The organism is Gemmobacter aquatilis (genome assembly GCF_900110025.1).
In the GTDB taxonomy this organism is placed as follows: Bacteria; Pseudomonadota; Alphaproteobacteria; order Rhodobacterales; family Rhodobacteraceae; genus Gemmobacter; species Gemmobacter aquatilis.
The window spans coordinates 46,690-62,492 of the sequence record NZ_FOCE01000004.1 but is presented as its reverse complement, the minus strand read 5'-3'; the positions used below and the strand labels follow the sequence as shown (position 1 = coordinate 62,492).

Below are 15,803 nucleotides of genomic sequence, written 5' to 3'. Positions count from 1 at the left end.
TTGGTGCAGGACGGGCCGGGTCAGCCCCCATAGATCACGGCCCGCGGCACCTCGAAACGCTCGGCGCCGATGCGGATCAAGTAAAGATCGACCTCCCTCTCGAACCGGATCTTGGCCTGAGCATCGGTAAACACCGGCGCACCGTCCTGAAACAGGATGTAGCGTTCACCGCCTTGGGGATGGGCGATCCAGAGGTTGGCCTCGCCAAGCGCCGGACGGATCACGCCGAAAGCGCATGGCCCCGTCGGCTGGCCCTTGGCTCGGGCGCAGGGCAGCGTGCCCATGGCGGTGAAGGGCTCGCCATTGCCGCGAGGCTGGCCCGGTTTGGCGGCAGGCAGCGGCGCGGGTGGCGCTATATTGGCCCCCGGCGCCGACGATTCGCGCAAAAAACGCCCGGCCACCCAGCCAGTGCCATAAGAGGTGCTGACCTGACACCAGCGCCCGCCCCCCTCCATGCGACAGCCAAGGTTGCGGATCACCTCTCCTTCGCCAAGGCTGCCCAGCACGCGCTGCGCTGTTCCCGGCCCGGCGCGCAGGTTCAGCCGATCGCCCGGCGGCAAACCGCTGACCGCCCAATAGTCCGGCCCCCCGGCCAGCCCATCCGCAAAATCGGACTGCACCGCTGCCGCTGCCGCAGCGATGCGGAAACTGATCGCGAAATCCGCCGCCTCGCCCCGCCGGGCCGCATTGCGCATGAGATAGACCTCGACCGTATAATCGCCGGTCGTGGGCAAAAGCCCCTCAAAGTTATTGCCTGCAACCGATCCGATATGCAGCGCCTCTGCCGCGCCAGGCGCGGTAATGTTGAAATAGGCAGAGGCGTTGGAGGTGGTCATCTCGACGATCATCCGCTGCCCCCCGCGCGCACCGAGCGTGAAACGCATGGCCTCATCCCCGGCAATGCGCCCTTTCACAGTGCCGCTGTCCTTCCCGGTCGGGAAGGTTACCCTCTGTGTCGTGGTCTGCGCGGATGTGGGCGAAGGGATCTGCGCGAAAGCAGTCACTGCAAGTGCCATGGCGGCTAGTCGAAGGATACGCATGGGCATGGGCATCAGCTCTGTTCCAAGGTTTCAGGGTCTGCCCTGCGCGCCTTGGCAACAGGCGCGCAGAACTGTGGCGGGTTTCCGGCCATGGCGTCATCAGCCCTTGTCATCGACGCGGCCCGACTCGGGGCGCCTTGGCGGCACAGCGTCGCGGTAGTCAGGATCAGCACTCCGTAAGGTAGACATGTAGCCTGAAACGCATCCAAAGCAATCTGCAGGCGGTGGAATGAAAAGCTCCGCTTGAGAGTCGCGCAGGCCCGCCTTTCCGTCTATCCGGAATGCGAAACACGGCAATCGTTGCGGATTTTCTGGTCGGTCGATCAAGGCTCTGCGCGAACTGCGGAAAACCCCCTCGTCTTCTGAACCCGCGAAGCTATCTTCTGGGTAGATTGTCCCTTCCCGAATACGTCTCTGGCGGAGCTATTCCTTGCTTTCGATCCGCACAACCCAGCACGGCCCTGACGATGGCCACGGCAAAGCCTTCGCGTCGAACATGTTTGATCAGACACGGGCCTTCGCGCTGTCCGAGGGCAATGGCCGCATTCGTGTCGATACCGCCGAGTTGCGCCGCAACGGGCCCCGCGTCAGCCATGTGCAATCGACCGGGCATGTCGTCGAAGTCGCAGAGGAAACCGCTGTCACCCTGCTGATGCCACGAGCCGGGCACCTGCGGCTTCGGGTCGCGGCTGCCGAGTATCGGATGACACAGCGCGGCGGGCTTCTGGTTGCGCCCGGTGCGCGGCGCACCCGGGTTGACGCGCCCGATGGTGGCGGCCTGTTCCGGGCCTGCGCCGTTATGACGCCCTGGGCCGACCTGCGCGCGCAGATCGCTGACGACATCGAACGCGATCTGCCGGGCCTGCCCGACGGGTTGCCAATCCTGAATTCGGCGCCCAGCTATCGGCGCCTGTCCGATCTTCTGGATCTTGTGACCGGCCATTTCCACGATGGCGCCCCCCCGGTGTCTTCGCAGGCCGTTGCAGCTCTTGCGGTACTGGTGAACGAATTGCTTCGGGGTATCGTCGTCGAGACAGTGCAGACGTTTGATGAACTGCGCACCCTGCCTGCCCCGGCGCGGCGTGTGCGTCTGGCCGAAGAGATCATGCGCGCCCGCAGCGACGAACCGCTGTCGATGGCCGAAATCGCCCGTGAAGTGGGCGTTGGTCTGCGCAGTCTGCAACTGGCCTTCATGGAAACGCGTGCGATGGAACCAAGCACCGTGCTGAACAGGATGCGGCTGGAACGGGCGCGCGACCGTTTGTGCGCCGCCCAGCCGGGGGATTCGGTCACTACAATCGCGCTGGATTGCGGCTTTACCCATCTTGGCCGGTTTTCCGGGGCCTATCGTCTGGCCTATGGCGAAAGCCCCGGCGAGACTCTGACGGGTGCCAGGCGCCGCCGGTCCTGATCTGGATCTACGCGCCAAGGCCGAAGGTCCGCGCCGGTGCTTGGGGCACATGGGTGGCGGCGATAAGGCTGCCCTTACGTCTCTTTTTCCAGGAGCATTCGGGCGATTTCGGCCGCATCGGCCAGATGCACGCGCACTGCCTTGGCTGCCGCAGGGGCGTCATTGTTGCAGATCGCCTCGCAGATGCGCGCCATATGGGCCGGGCCAGAAACCCGCCGATCCGTGGTTGCCAGTGTCAGGGCACGCAGCCGGGAAATCCGGCTGTTCAGGCGCTGCACGATCTCCCACGCGATGTCATGGCCCGCCGACGTGAAGATCACTTCGTAAAACTTTGTTGTCGCGTGATAAAGGCGGCTTGGGTCAGCATCGGTGAATGCCGCCTCAAGGGTGCGCAGCGCGGCATGCAGACGCGCTTTCACCCCGTCATCCGCCAGCCTGGCACAGGCAGAAGCAGCCTCGGCCTCCAGCAGACCACGGATATCATAGACTTGGCGCGCGCGCGCCCAGTCCAGCTTTGCCACCATCGGACCGCTGCGGGCAAGCGTTTCCACCAGCCCTTCCGCCTCCAGATAGCGGATCGCCTCGCGCACGACCGAGCGTGATACGCCGAGCTGGTCGCATAGCGTGCGTTCAACCAGACGCTCGCCGCCGCTGAACCGGCCCGAGATGATGGCTTGCCGCAAGCGATCCACCGCAAGTTCCCGCAGTGTCGTGGGCGAATGGTCGATCCGCAGATCGGTGTCATGTGTCTGGTCCATGGCTGCAGGATAGGCGGTGGATTCCGGTAAATCAAGTTCGACTTGACATGTGACCATATGGTATACCAACATACCATTAATGAACTGGAGAACCCCAATGTCGGCACAGATTCGCAAGACCTTCACCACCATCGAGACAACGCTGATCGAAGGCGGCCGCGCCGCCCCCAAACCCCTGAAGCTGATCACGGCGGCAGCGGTGCTGAAAAACCCCTGGGCCGGGCAAGGCTTCGTCGAGGATCTGAAGCCGATGATCCACGCCGTCGCCCCCGAACTGGGGCAGCTTCTGACCGCGATGATCCTGGAAGCCGCAGGCGGCGCCGATGCGGTGGAAGGCTATGGCAAGGCCGCGGTCGTCGGGCTGGATGGCGAATTGGAACACGCCAACGCGCTGATCCACACGCTGCGCTTTGGCAACCACTACCGTCAGGCGCTGGGGGCAAAGACCTATCTGGCCTTCACCAATGTGCGTGGCCCGGCCAACTGCCCGGTGATGATCCCGCTGATGGACAAGCATGACGAGGGCCGCCGCTCGCATTACCAGACCATCCATTTCTCGATCCCCGACGCCCCCGCCGCCGACGAGATCGTCGTGGCGCTTGGCGCGTCAACGGGCGGGCGCCCGCATCACCGCATCGGCGACCGCTATCAAGACCTCAAGGATCTGGGCCATGATGTCGCGAACCCTGCGTCTGTCTGATGGCCTGTCCGTCCGCGTGATCGAGGCAGGAGCGGGGGAACCGCTTCTGCTGATCCACGGCGTGGGCATGCGGGCCGAGGCATGGGCGCCACAGATCGCCGCACTGGCCACGGATCATCGCGTGATCGCAGTTGATATGCCGGGCCATGGCGACAGCGATCCGCTGCCCGGTCAGCCGCAATTGCCCGATTATGTCGCCTGGGCGGCGAGTGTCATTCAGGCGCTGGGTCTGGGGCCGGTATCGGTGGCTGGCCACTCCATGGGTTCGCTGATCGCGGGCGGGCTGGCAGTGGAACACCCGGAACTGGTGCGCCGCGCGGCCCTGCTGAACGGCGTGCATCGCCGCAGCCCTGCGGCCCGCGCCGCCGTTCTGGCCCGTGCCGCCGAAATCGCCGCCGGTGCCGGCGGGATCGAGGCGCCGCTGGCCCGCTGGTTCAGCCCGGACCAGGCCGACCTGCGCGACGCGGTGGCGGGCTGGCTGCGCAAAGTCTCGCCCGCAGGCTATGCTGCGGCCTATCGTGCCTTTGCCGAAGGCGACGGCATCTATGCCGATCGTCTGGGCGAAATCCGCTGCCCGCTGCTGGTGCTGACCGGGGACGGTGATGCCAATTCCACCCCAGCCATGACCGAAGCCATGGCCGCGATGGCCCCGAAAGGCCGGGCCGTGGTGATCACCGGGCATCGTCACATGGTCAACCTGACCGCACCCGAAGCTGTTTCTGCGGAACTTCAACGCTGGCTGTCCATCAAGGAGATCGCGGCATGACCACTGACCCAACCCCGCTGGACCCGCGCGCCCTGCGCGACGCCTTCGGCTGTTTCATGACCGGCGTGACCGTGGTCACGACGCTGGATGCCAGCGGCAAGCCGCTTGGCTTTACCGCGAACTCGTTTTCCTCGGTGTCGCTGGATCCGCCCCTGCTTCTGGTGTCGATCGCCAACAGCTCGATCAACCTGCACAGCTTTGTCAGTGGCAAGGGCTTTGCCGTGAACATCCTGTCCGAAGGGCAAAAGGATGTGTCGGCCACCTTCGCGCGCCCTTCGGAGGATCGGTTCGCCAGTGTCTACTGGCGGCATGGACCCGTCGGGTCTCCGCTGATTGCCGGGGTTTCGGGATGGTTCGACTGCACGCTGGAACAGGTCATTCCGGCGGGCGACCACACCATTCTTCTGGGCCGCATCGGCGCGTTCGAGGCCAGCGCCGCCCCCGGCCTTGGCTATCATCGCGGCGCCTATGTCACCCCCGCCGCCACGACGGCGCAACTGCCCGCCGGGCCGGATGTGGTGATCTCGGCCATTCTGGAGGCCGAAGGTCAGGTGCTGCTGGTCGATGACGGGCGCGGCGGTCTGTCGGTGCCGATGGTGCGCGTCGGGCGCGAAGGTGTTCATGCCGCCTTGGCCAGCCTGATCGCCAGCCTTGATGTCAAGGCGGAACCCGGCTCGATCTATGCGGTGTACGAAGATGCGGGCCTTGGCACGCAACATATCGCGCTGCGCTGCCCGGCCAGCCTTGGCCGCACCGCCAAGGGCGCCTTTGTCGAACTGACCGCCGAAGGGGTCGCCGATGTGACCGATCCTGCGCTGCGCCAGATGCTGCAGCGCCTCGCCGAAGAATCCCGCATGGGCAATTACGGCATCTATTTCGGCACACATGAACAGGGACGCGTGCAACGTATCGCGGAAGGACAGAACTGATGAAATTCTCACTCTTCATCCATATGGAGCGCGTTTCGGCCGAAGAGGACCAGAAGCAGCTTTACGACGAGATGATCGAACTGTGCCGCATCGCCGATGAAGGTGGCATGCACGCCATCTGGACGGGCGAGCATCACGGCATGAACTTCACCATCGCGCCGAACCCGCTGTTGAACCTTGTCGATCTGGCCCGGCGCACGAAAAACGTGCGGCTGGGCACCGGTACGGTGATCGCGCCGTTCTGGCACCCGATCCGGCTGGCGGGCGAGGCGGCGATGGCCGATATCATCATGGATGGGCGGCTGGATCTGGGCATCGCGCGCGGCGCCTACAGCTTTGAATATGAACGGCTGTTGCCGGGACTGGATGCCTGGGGTGCGGGCGGGCGGATGCGCGAGCTGGTGCCGGCGATCAAGGCGCTGTGGGCGGGCGACTACGAACATGCGGGCGAATACTGGCAGTTCCCGAAAACCACATCGTCGCCCAAGCCGCTGCAACAGCCCGGCCCGCCGATCTGGGTCGCGGCGCGTGACCCGAACAGCCATGATTTTGCCGTGTCGCAGGGCTGCAACGTGCAGGTGACGCCGCTGCATCTGGGCGATGAAGAGGTGGTCAGCCTGATGGACCGTTTCAACGCCGCCTGCGCCGCCCACCCCGAGGTGGAACGCCCGAAGATCATGGTGCTGCGCCATGCCTATGTGGCCGACAGCGAGGCCGATGCGCAACTGGCCGCCGAAGAGATCAACAAGTTCTACTGCTATTTCGGGGCCTGGTTCAAAAACGAACGCCCGATCTCGCAGGGGCTGATTCAGGAGCTGACCGAGGCCGAAATCGCCGCGCATCCGTTCTATTCGGCGCAGGCCATGCGCAAGAACCAGATCATCGGCGAGGCCCCCGAGGTCATTGAACGGATCAAGGGGTATGAGGCGCTCGGCTATGACGAGTTCAGCTTCTGGATCGACACCGGCATGAGCTTCGCGCGCAAGAAAGCCTCGCTTGAACGGCTGATCCGCGACGTGATGCCCGCTTTCGCCTGACCCGGAAAGGACACCCGATGGACCGTTTTCAGCACTATATCGACGGGGTTTTCGAGGATGGCACCGCCAGCTTTGACAGCCTTGACCCCGCGACCGCAGCACCTTGGGCCGTGATGCCCATGGCCGGGGCGGGCGATGTGGACCGGGCGGTGCTGGCGGCGCATCGGGCGTTCACCTCCGGGGCCTGGCCTGCCCTGACGGCCAGCGCGCGCGGCAAGCTGCTGATGCGGCTGGCCGATCTGGTACAGGCAGCGGCCCCCCGCCTTGCGGCGCTGGAAACCCGCGACACCGGCAAGATCATCCGCGAAACCAGCGCGCAGATCGCCTATGTCGCGGAATATTACCGCTATTACGCGGGCCTTGCCGACAAGATCGAAGGCGCGCATCTGCCGATCGACAAGCCGGATATGGAGGTCTGGCTGCGCCGCGAACCCGTGGGCGTGGTGGCGGCCATCGTGCCGTGGAACTCGCAACTGTTTCTCAGCGCCGTGAAGATCGGCCCGGCGCTGGCGGCGGGCTGCACGCTGGTGGTGAAGGCGTCCGAGGATGGCCCGGCACCGCTGCTGGAATTTGCGCGACTGGTGCATGAGGCGGGGTTCCCGCCCGGCGTGGTGAATATCGTGACCGGCGGGCCCGAGGCCGGGCGCGCGCTGACCACCCACAGGCGCGTGGCCCATATCGCCTTTACCGGCGGGCCGGATACGGCGCGTCATATCGTGCGGGCCAGTGCTGAAAACCTTGCCAAGACTTCGCTGGAACTCGGGGGGAAATCACCCTTCATCGTGTTCGAGGATGCCGATCTGGACAGCGCCGCCAATGCGCAGGTCTCGGGCATTTTCGCGGCCACCGGCCAAAGCTGTGTGGCAGGTTCGCGCCTGCTGGTGCAGGCCAGCGTCAAGGAGGCGTTTCTCGGCCGCCTGAAGGCCAAGGCCGAGGCGGTGGCGATTGGGGCGCCAGACGATATGGCCACCGAGGTCGGCCCGCTTTGCACCCTGCGCCAGCGCGACCGCATCGCCGATCTGATCGCGCGGTCGCTGACGGCGGGCGCGCAACTGGTAACGGGCGGCGTGGTGCCGCAAGGTGCGGGCTACTACTTCCCACCCACCATTCTGGATTGCAGCAATGCGCCCGATGCGCCCTGCCTGCGCGAAGAGTTCTTCGGCCCCGTCCTGTCGGTTGTCACCTTCGACACCGAGGAAGACGCGCTGCATCTGGCCAATGATACCGAATTCGGGCTGGCCTCGGGCGTGTTCACCCGCAGCCTGACCCGCGCCCATCGCATGATCCGCGGCATCCGCGCCGGAATCGTCTGGGTCAACACTTACCGTGCCGTTTCCCCCATCGCGCCGTTCGGCGGGCACGGGCTTTCTGGCCATGGCAGGGAGGGAGGCCTTGCCGCGGCTTTGGACTATACGACGGTGAAAACGGTCTGGCTGCGCACCTCGGACGATCCGATCCCGGATCCGTTCGTGATGCGCTGATCCGGCACAACACAGGGACGAGACAATGAAAAAGACGCTGATTGCGCTGGCCTTCGCCAGCGCCCTGACTTCGGCTGCGCAGGCGCAGGACATGGTGTTCACCTCTTGGGGTGGCACCACGCAAGACGCGCAGGCCGCGCATTGGGCCGCACCGTTCACCGCAAAAGGCGGCCCGGCGGTGGTGCAGGATGGCCCGACCGATTACGGCAAGATCAAAGCCATGGTCGAGGCCGGCGCCGTCACCTGGGACGTGGTCGATGCGGAATATGACTGGGCGCTGCAGGCCGGCGCACAGGGCCTGCTGGAACCGCTCGATTTCAGCGTGATCGACAAGACCAAGCTTGATCCGCGCTTCGTGTCGGATTTCGCGGTGGGGTCGTTCTACTATTCCTTCGTGCTGGGCTGGAATCCGGCGAATTTCGCGGATGCGCAGCCCGCCACGCTGGCCGACCTGTTCGACACCGCAAAATTCCCCGGCAAGCGCACCTTCTACAAATGGTCGGCGCCGGGTGTGATCGAAGCGGCACTGCTGGCCGATGGCGTGGCGCCCGAGGCGCTGTATCCGCTGGATCTGGATCGCGCCTTTGCCAAGCTGGACACGATCAAGGCCGACATCATCTGGTGGGAAGGCGGCGCGCAGTCGCAGCAACTTCTGGCCTCGGGCGAGGCGCCGATCGGGTTCTTCTGGAACGGTCGCCTGTCCGCCCTGCAGGCTGACGGCATGCCTGTCGGCATCAGCTGGGATCAGAACATCACCGCCGCCGACGCGCTGGTAGTGCCCAAAGGGGCCAAGAACAAGGACGCCGCGATGAAGCTGATCGCCGAGGCGACCAGCGCCGAGGGTCAGGCCGCCTTCGCCGCCGCCACCGGCTATGCGCCGGTCAACCTCGGATCGGCCGCACTGATGGACCCTGCGGTCCGCGCCACCCTGCCCGATGCACAAACGGCGGTGCAGGTGAATGCCGACATGGCCTATTGGGCGCAGCACCGCGACGAGATCGGCAACCGCTGGTATGCGTGGCAGGCGCAGTAACGCCCTGCCCCCGCCCGGGCGCCACTTCTGCGCCCGGGCCCATTGCCTACATCCTGCAAGGGGACCATCATGTTTTCCGCCATCACCGCGGGCCGCCGCGGGTCGGGGCTGGGCTTTGCCTTGCCTGCCGTCCTGCTGCTTTTCGCCTTTTTCGTCGTGCCGGTCGCGGCCCTGCTGACCCGGTCGGTGACAGAACCCGAACTTGGTCTGCAGAATTATGCCGTGCTGGTGGGCAGTTCCACCTATGCCCGGATCTTCTTCAACACCTTCTTCGTGTCGGGCGTGGTGACGCTGATCACCGTGCTGATCGCCTTTCCCGTGGCATGGGCGCTTGCCATCATGCCGAGCCGCTGGGCCTCAATCATCTTCGCCATCATCCTGCTGTCGATGTGGACAAACCTTCTGGCGCGGACCTATGCGTGGATGGTGCTGCTGCAACAGACCGGCCTGATCAACCGCAGCCTCATGGCGCTGGGTCTGATCGACGCGCCGCTGCAACTGACCAACAATCTGGTCGGCGTGACCATCGGCATGGTCTATATCATGCTGCCCTTCATGATCCTGCCACTGATGGGCGTGATCAAGAAGATCGACCCGGCCATCCTTCAGGCGGCGGCTCTGTGCGGCGCGACCAAGGCGCAGGCACTGCGGCGCGTGCTGATCCCCCTTGCCGGGCCGGGCATCGCCTCTGGGGCGCTGATGGTCTTCGTGATGTCGCTGGGGTATTATGTGACCCCCTCGCTGCTGGGCGGCACCGCCAACATGATGCTGGCCGAACTGATCGCGCAGCAGGTGCAAAGTCTGGTGAACTGGGGCATGGGCGGGGCTGCGGCCTTCCTGCTGCTGGTCGTGACGCTGGGCCTTTACGCCGTGCAACTGCGCTTCTTTGATGCGAAGGAGGCCCGCTGATGCTGCTGGATTTCAACAAGCTGGGCGCGTGGAAATGGGGGCTGACGGCGATCTGCGTGCTGATGGCACTGTTCCTGCTGCTGCCGATCCTGTTCATCGTCGGCCTGTCTTTCGGATCGTCGCGCTGGCTGATCTTTCCGCCGCCGGGCTGGACGCTGAAATGGTATGCCGAACTGTTTGCCGACCCGCGCTGGTTGGGCGCGGCGCTGACCTCGGCCAAGATCGGCGTCATCGTGATGGTGCTGTCGGTGGCGCTGGGGCTGCTGGCCTCGCTGGCGCTGGTGCGCGGCACCTTCCGGGGGCGCGAGGTGTTGCGGGCGTTCTTCCTGACGCCGATGGTGCTGCCGGTGGTGATCGTCGCCGTGGCGCTTTACGCCGCCTTCCTGCGGCTGGGGCTGAACGGCACACTGGTCGGTTTTGTCATCGCCCATCTGATCGTGGCCCTGCCCTTCGCCATCATCACCATCACCGGCGCGCTGGAAACCTTTGATCCCGCCATCGAGGATGCCGCCATCCTCTGCGGGGCCAGCCCGTGGGAGGCGCGGCTGCGCGTCACCCTGCCCGGCATCCGCCACGGCCTGTTCTCGGCCGCGATCTTTTCCTTCCTGATCTCGTGGGACGAGGTGGTGCTGGCAATCTTCATGGCCTCGCCCAGCCTGCAAACCCTGCCCGTCAAGGTCTGGACAACGCTGCGGCAAGACCTGACCCCGGTGATCGCCGCCGCCTCTACCCTTCTCGTCGCGCTGACGGTGCTTCTGATGATCGCCGCCGCCCTGATCCGCAAAGGCAAATCCGAATGACAACGCCCTTCCTGCACATCAATGGCATCCGCAAGACCTATGGCCCGGTGGTTGCATCCGACCATGTGGAACTGGCGATTTCCGAGGGCGAGTTCATGACTTTCCTTGGTCCGTCCGGTTCCGGCAAATCGACCACGCTGTATATTCTGGCAGGGTTTCAGGATCCGACCGCCGGTGACATCAAGCTGCGCGGACAGTCGATCCTTTCCACCCCCTCGCACAAGCGCAACATCGGCATGGTGTTCCAGCGCTACACCCTGTTCCCGCATCTGAGTGTCGGCGAAAACGTGGCCTTCCCGCTGCGCGTCCGCCGGATGGGGCAAAGCGAGATTGCCGAGAAGGTGAAACGCGCGCTGGCGCTGGTGCGGCTGGACGGGTTTGAAGACCGGATGCCCGCCAAGATGTCGGGCGGCCAGCAGCAACGCGTGGCCCTGGCCCGCGCGCTGGTCTACGATCCGCCGGTGCTGCTGATGGACGAGCCGCTCTCGGCGCTCGACAAGAAGCTGCGTGAGGAAATCCAGGTCGAGATCCGCCGCATCCATCAGGAAACCGGCGTGACGATCCTTTACGTCACCCATGATCAGGAAGAGGCGCTGCGCCTGTCGGATCGCATCGCCATCTTCAACAAGGGCAAGATCGAGCAGGTCGGCACCGGCCCCGAGCTTTACGCCAATCCCGCAACGCATTTCGTGGCCGATTTCATCGGCGACAGCGCGTTCCTGTCGGGCGAACTGGCCGGGGTTCAGGGCAACCGCGCCGCGCTGCGCTTTGCCAATGGCCAGAAGGTGGTGGACATTCCGCTGCACGGCGCCGGCCGGCAAGGACAGGCCGCCGATCTGATGCTGCGCCCCGAACGGGTGGAACTGTCAGCCGAAGCCGGGGCCGAGGGCGCCTCGCTGCCGGTGACGGTGCAGGACATCACCTTCCTCGGCAATTGCACCGCCGTTGCCGCGCGCACCGATTGGGGCGATGCGATGACCGTGCGGCTGAACTTCGGCCATCCACTGGCAGGCCGCCTTGCGCGCGGCGACCGGCTGCATGTGCGCTGGTCGCCCGAGGCCGCCCATGCGTTCGTGCGGGGGTAAGCCATGCAGTTGACAGACCCCACCCTGCTGGAAACTCGCGCCTTTCTGGCCGGCGACTGGGTACAGCGCGACACCCGCCTTGCCGTGCATGATCCCGCCCATGGCACGCTTTTGGCCGACGTGGCCGATTGTTCCCGCGCGGATGCCGCACAGGCCATTGCCCACGCCGCCGAAGCCCAACCCGACTGGGCCGCGCACACGGGCAAGGAACGCGCGGCGATTCTGCGCCGCTGGCATGATCTGGTGCTGGCCCATGTCGACGATCTGGCCATCCTCTTGACCGCCGAAATGGGCAAACCTCTGGCCGAGGCGAAAGGCGAAATCCTTTACGGCGCTTCATACATCGAATGGTTCGCCGAAGAGGCCAAGCGCATCTATGGCGAAACCATCCCCGGCCATCAGCGCGACAAACGGCTGCTGGTGATCCGCCAACCGGTCGGCGTGGTGGCGGCGATCACGCCATGGAACTTCCCCAATGCGATGATCGCACGCAAGCTGGCCCCGGCGCTGGCAGCGGGCTGTACCATCGTGGCAAAACCCGCCGCCGAAACCCCGCTGTCGGCGCTGGCGCTGGCGGTGCTGGCGGAACGGGCGGGCCTGCCGAAAGGCGTGCTGTCCATCCTGCCCTCCAGCGATGCCGTGGGTCTGGGACTGGAATTCTGCGAAAACCCCACCGTGCGCAAGATCAGCTTCACCGGGTCCACCAATGTGGGCCGCATCCTGATGCGACAGGGCGCAGCGCAGATCAAGAAACTGTCGCTGGAACTGGGCGGCAACGCGCCCTTCATCGTGTTCGACGATGCCGATCTGGAGGCGGCGGTGCAGGGCTGCATCGCGTCGAAATTCCGCAATGCCGGGCAGACCTGTGTCTGCACCAACCGGATCTATGCGCAGGCGGGCATTCACGATGCTTTCGTGGCACGGCTGGCGCAGGCGGTCGCGGCGTTGCGGGTAGGCCCGGGCAATCAGGCAGGCTCTGACATCGGCCCGCTGATCTCCCAAGCCGCCTTGGCCAAGGTGGAAACCCATATCGCCGATGCCCGCGCCAAGGGCGCAGCGGTGCTGACCGGCGGCACGCGGCTGCAGGGCACCTTCTTTCAGCCCACGGTGCTGACCGGCGTGACTGCCAACATGACCATCGCCCGCGAGGAAACCTTCGGCCCGCTGGCTCCGGTGTTCCGCTTTGACACCGAAGCCGAGGTGATCGCCGCCGCGAATGACACCGAATTCGGGCTGGCCTCCTATGTCTTCACCCGCGACATCGGGCGCGTCTGGCGGGTGATGGCAGGGCTGGAATATGGCATGGTCGGCATCAATACCGGCCTGATCAGCACCGAAGTGGCGCCCTTTGGCGGCGTCAAGCAATCTGGCACTGGGCGCGAAGGTTCGCGCCACGGGATCGAGGATTATCTGGATCTGAAATACGCCTGCCTCTCGGTCTGATCCGAGGGCGGTCTTGGCCAATCCGGTTGCCCCGGACCTTGGGTGAAAGTCGGGGAGGACGATCCGCTGTGGCGGCCAACCCGCCGTCCGGCAGGCACTGGAGGGGGAGGGTCATTTTCGCCCGAGCCCCCGCCTGTTTCACAGCGCCCAGAATGCAAGTCAGCGGCGTGGGGGGCATGTTGCCCCCCACGCTCCGGCTCAGCCCCGCGCTTCGCGGATCAGTTTGAGGATGTCGCGTGCCGCATTGGGAATATTGGTGCCCGGCCCGAAGATCGCCTTGACGCCATTACTGTACAGGAACTCGTAATCCTGCTGCGGGATCACCCCGCCACAGATCACCAGAATATCCCCTGCCCCGGCCGCCTTCAGCGCCTGCACCAGTTTCGGCGCCAGCGTCTTGTGACCAGCGGCCTGCGACGAGATGCCGACCACATGCACGTCATTGTCGATGGCGTCCTGTGCGGCTTCCTCGGGCGTCTGGAACAGCGGGCCCACATCCACGTCAAAGCCGATATCAGCAAAGGCGGTGGCGATGACCTTGGCGCCACGGTCATGCCCGTCCTGGCCCATCTTCACCACCAGCATCCGCGGGCGGCGGCCTTCAACTTCGGCGAACGCCTCCACATCCTGCTGGATCTGGGCGAAGCCATCATCGCCCTCGTAGGCCGCGCCATAGACACCGGCAAGGGTTTTCACTTCTGCACGATGGCGACCGAAGACCTTTTCCATGGCGTCACTGATCTCTCCGACCGAGGCGCGGGCGCGGGCGGCATCGACCGCAGCGTCCAGCAGGTTGCCACCCTCCGACGCGCGGCGGGTGAGTTCGGCAAGGGCGGCCTGCGCCTTCGCCTCGTCACGGGCGGCGCGGGTGGTTTTCAGGCGGGCGATCTGGCTTTCACGGACGGCGACGTTGTCGATGTCCAGAATGTCGATCGGGTCTTCCTTGGCGAGACGGTACTTGTTCACGCCAACGATAACCTCTTCTCCGCGGTCGATCATCGCCTGCCGCCGCGCCGCCGATTCCTCGATGCGCAGTTTCGGCATCCCGGTGGCCACGGCCTTGGTCATGCCACCCATCGCCTCGACTTCCTCGATCAGCTTCCAGGCCTCTTCGGCCAGTTGCGCCGTCAGGCTTTCAACGTAGTAGGAGCCTGCAAGCGGATCGACGACCTTGGTGACACCGGTTTCTTCCTGCAGGATCAACTGGGTGTTGCGGGCGATGCGGGCCGAAAATTCGGTCGGCAGGGCAATCGCTTCGTCCAGCGCGTTGGTGTGCAGCGACTGGGTGCCGCCAAGCGCTGCCGCCATCGCCTCGTATGCCGTGCGGACCACGTTGTTATAGGGGTCTTGCTCTTGCAGCGAAACGCCCGAGGTCTGGCAATGGGTGCGCAGCATAAGGCTGCCGGTCTTCTTCGGCTCGAATTCCGCCATGATGCGATGCCAGAGCAGACGCGCGGCGCGCAGTTTGGCGGCTTCCATAAAGAAGTTCATGCCGATGGCGAAGAAGAAGCTCAGGCGCCCGGCGAAGTCATCGACATTCATGCCCGCGGCCAGTGCGGCGCGCACATATTCGCGCCCATCGGCCAGGGTGAACGCCAGTTCCTGCACCAGGTTCGCGCCCGCTTCCTGCATGTGGTAGCCGGAGATCGAGATCGAGTTGAACTTGGGCATCTCTTTCGAAGTGTATTCGATGATGTCCGCAATGATCCGCATCGAAGGCTCGGGCGGATAGATATAGGTGTTGCGGACCATGAACTCCTTCAGGATGTCGTTCTGGATCGTGCCCGACAGCAGGCTGCGATCCACGCCCTGTTCTTCGCCGGTAACAATGAAATTGGCGAGGATCGGGATCACCGCGCCGTTCATCGTCATGGACACGCTGACTTTTTCTAGCGGGATGCCGTCGAACAGGATCTTCATGTCCTCGACCGAGTCAATCGCCACACCGGCCTTGCCGACATCGCCCACCACGCGCGGGTGATCGCTGTCATATCCGCGATGGGTGGCCAGATCGAAGGCGACCGAAACGCCTTGCTGACCAGCGGCCAAGGCCTTGCGATAAAAGGCATTCGACGCTTCGGCGGTGGAGAAGCCCGCATATTGGCGGATCGTCCACGGGCGGCCCGCATACATCGTGGCGCGCACGCCGCGGGTAAAGGGCGCCACGCCGGGCAGCGTGCCCATATGCGGCAGATCCGCCGTGTCTTCGGCGGTATACAGCGGCTTGACCGCGATGCCTTCCAGCGTGTTCCAGGTCAGGCTGTCGGGCGAGCGGCCCTTCAGTTCCTTCTCGGCGAGTTTGCGCCAGCCTTCCAGTTTCTCGGTCATCGGCTCGTTCCTTGGCTTGGGCCGGGGTTCCGGCGATCTTCATTGGTTTCCGGGGAAAAGCACCTATATCAAGGTGCGAGGGA

The 15,803-nt window shown here is 64.9% G+C and carries 14 protein-coding genes; 11 read left to right on the top strand and 3 right to left on the bottom strand.

The features are described 5' to 3' along the window. Positions 1-20 precede the first annotated feature (20 nt). Positions 21-884: an SH3 domain-containing protein gene (locus BMX43_RS08770; protein ID WP_245749426.1), complete on the bottom strand. Its 864-nt coding sequence runs from the start codon at positions 882-884 to the stop codon at positions 21-23. A 586-nt stretch (positions 885-1,470) separates the two neighbouring features. Between BMX43_RS08770 and BMX43_RS20380 the strand changes: the two genes are divergently transcribed. Beyond that, positions 1,471-2,451, top strand: a complete 981-nt coding sequence (locus BMX43_RS20380) for a helix-turn-helix transcriptional regulator (RefSeq protein WP_091300404.1) — start codon at positions 1,471-1,473, stop codon at positions 2,449-2,451. Between the two features lie 74 nt (positions 2,452-2,525). Here BMX43_RS20380 and BMX43_RS08760 read toward each other — a convergent pair whose 3' ends face one another. Next, a complete protein-coding gene (locus BMX43_RS08760) occupies positions 2,526-3,209 on the bottom strand; it encodes a GntR family transcriptional regulator (RefSeq protein WP_091300400.1) in 684 nt (227 codons plus the stop codon). Between the two features lie 97 nt (positions 3,210-3,306). Here BMX43_RS08760 and BMX43_RS08755 point away from each other — a divergent pair, with 97 nt between their 5' ends. The 10 genes from BMX43_RS08755 to BMX43_RS08710 all read left to right on the top strand — a co-directional run bounded on the left by BMX43_RS08755 (position 3,307) and on the right by BMX43_RS08710 (position 13,392). Next, positions 3,307-3,909, top strand: a complete 603-nt coding sequence (locus BMX43_RS08755) for an amino acid synthesis family protein (protein WP_091300397.1) — start codon at positions 3,307-3,309, stop codon at positions 3,907-3,909. Next, entirely contained in the window at positions 3,881-4,675 is a 795-nt protein-coding gene (locus BMX43_RS08750) for an alpha/beta fold hydrolase (protein ID WP_091300395.1), read from the top strand. The genes BMX43_RS08755 and BMX43_RS08750 overlap by 29 nt, the downstream gene beginning before the upstream one ends. Further along, entirely contained in the window at positions 4,672-5,604 is a 933-nt protein-coding gene (locus tag BMX43_RS08745) for a flavin reductase family protein (protein WP_091300392.1), read from the top strand. Before BMX43_RS08750 ends, BMX43_RS08745 begins: the two co-directional genes overlap by 4 nt. After that, complete coding sequence (locus BMX43_RS08740) at positions 5,604-6,641, top strand: LLM class flavin-dependent oxidoreductase (RefSeq protein ID WP_091300388.1); 1,038 nt, start codon at positions 5,604-5,606, stop codon at positions 6,639-6,641. The genes BMX43_RS08745 and BMX43_RS08740 overlap by 1 nt, the downstream gene beginning before the upstream one ends. Positions 6,642-6,658: 17 nt before the next feature. Further along, positions 6,659-8,122 carry an aldehyde dehydrogenase gene (locus BMX43_RS08735; RefSeq protein ID WP_091300385.1) on the top strand — a complete coding sequence of 488 codons (1,464 nt, stop codon included), beginning with the start codon at positions 6,659-6,661 and terminating at the stop codon, positions 8,120-8,122. Positions 8,123-8,147: 25 nt separating this feature from the next. Beyond that, positions 8,148-9,155, top strand: coding sequence for an ABC transporter substrate-binding protein (locus tag BMX43_RS08730; protein WP_091300381.1), 1,008 nt, complete (start codon positions 8,148-8,150; stop codon positions 9,153-9,155). Between the two features lie 69 nt (positions 9,156-9,224). Then, positions 9,225-10,064, top strand: a complete 840-nt coding sequence (locus BMX43_RS08725) for an ABC transporter permease (protein ID WP_091300377.1) — start codon at positions 9,225-9,227, stop codon at positions 10,062-10,064. Next, on the top strand, positions 10,064-10,864 hold the full coding sequence (locus BMX43_RS08720; protein WP_091300373.1) for an ABC transporter permease: 801 nt from the start codon (positions 10,064-10,066) through the stop codon (positions 10,862-10,864). Before BMX43_RS08725 ends, BMX43_RS08720 begins: the two co-directional genes overlap by 1 nt. Then, positions 10,861-11,949: an ABC transporter ATP-binding protein gene (locus tag BMX43_RS08715; RefSeq protein ID WP_091300369.1), complete on the top strand. Its 1,089-nt coding sequence runs from the start codon at positions 10,861-10,863 to the stop codon at positions 11,947-11,949. Before BMX43_RS08720 ends, BMX43_RS08715 begins: the two co-directional genes overlap by 4 nt. Positions 11,950-11,952: 3 nt before the next feature. Beyond that, the gene (locus tag BMX43_RS08710; protein ID WP_091300366.1) at positions 11,953-13,392 is read left to right on the top strand and encodes an NAD-dependent succinate-semialdehyde dehydrogenase; all 1,440 of its coding nucleotides are present in this window, start codon (positions 11,953-11,955) and stop codon (positions 13,390-13,392) included. 198 nt (positions 13,393-13,590) lie between these two features. Here the strand turns inward: BMX43_RS08710 and scpA are convergent, their stop codons facing one another. Continuing rightward, the gene (scpA, locus tag BMX43_RS08705; protein ID WP_091300363.1) at positions 13,591-15,720 is read right to left on the bottom strand and encodes a methylmalonyl-CoA mutase; all 2,130 of its coding nucleotides are present in this window, start codon (positions 15,718-15,720) and stop codon (positions 13,591-13,593) included. Positions 15,721-15,803 lie beyond the last annotated feature (83 nt).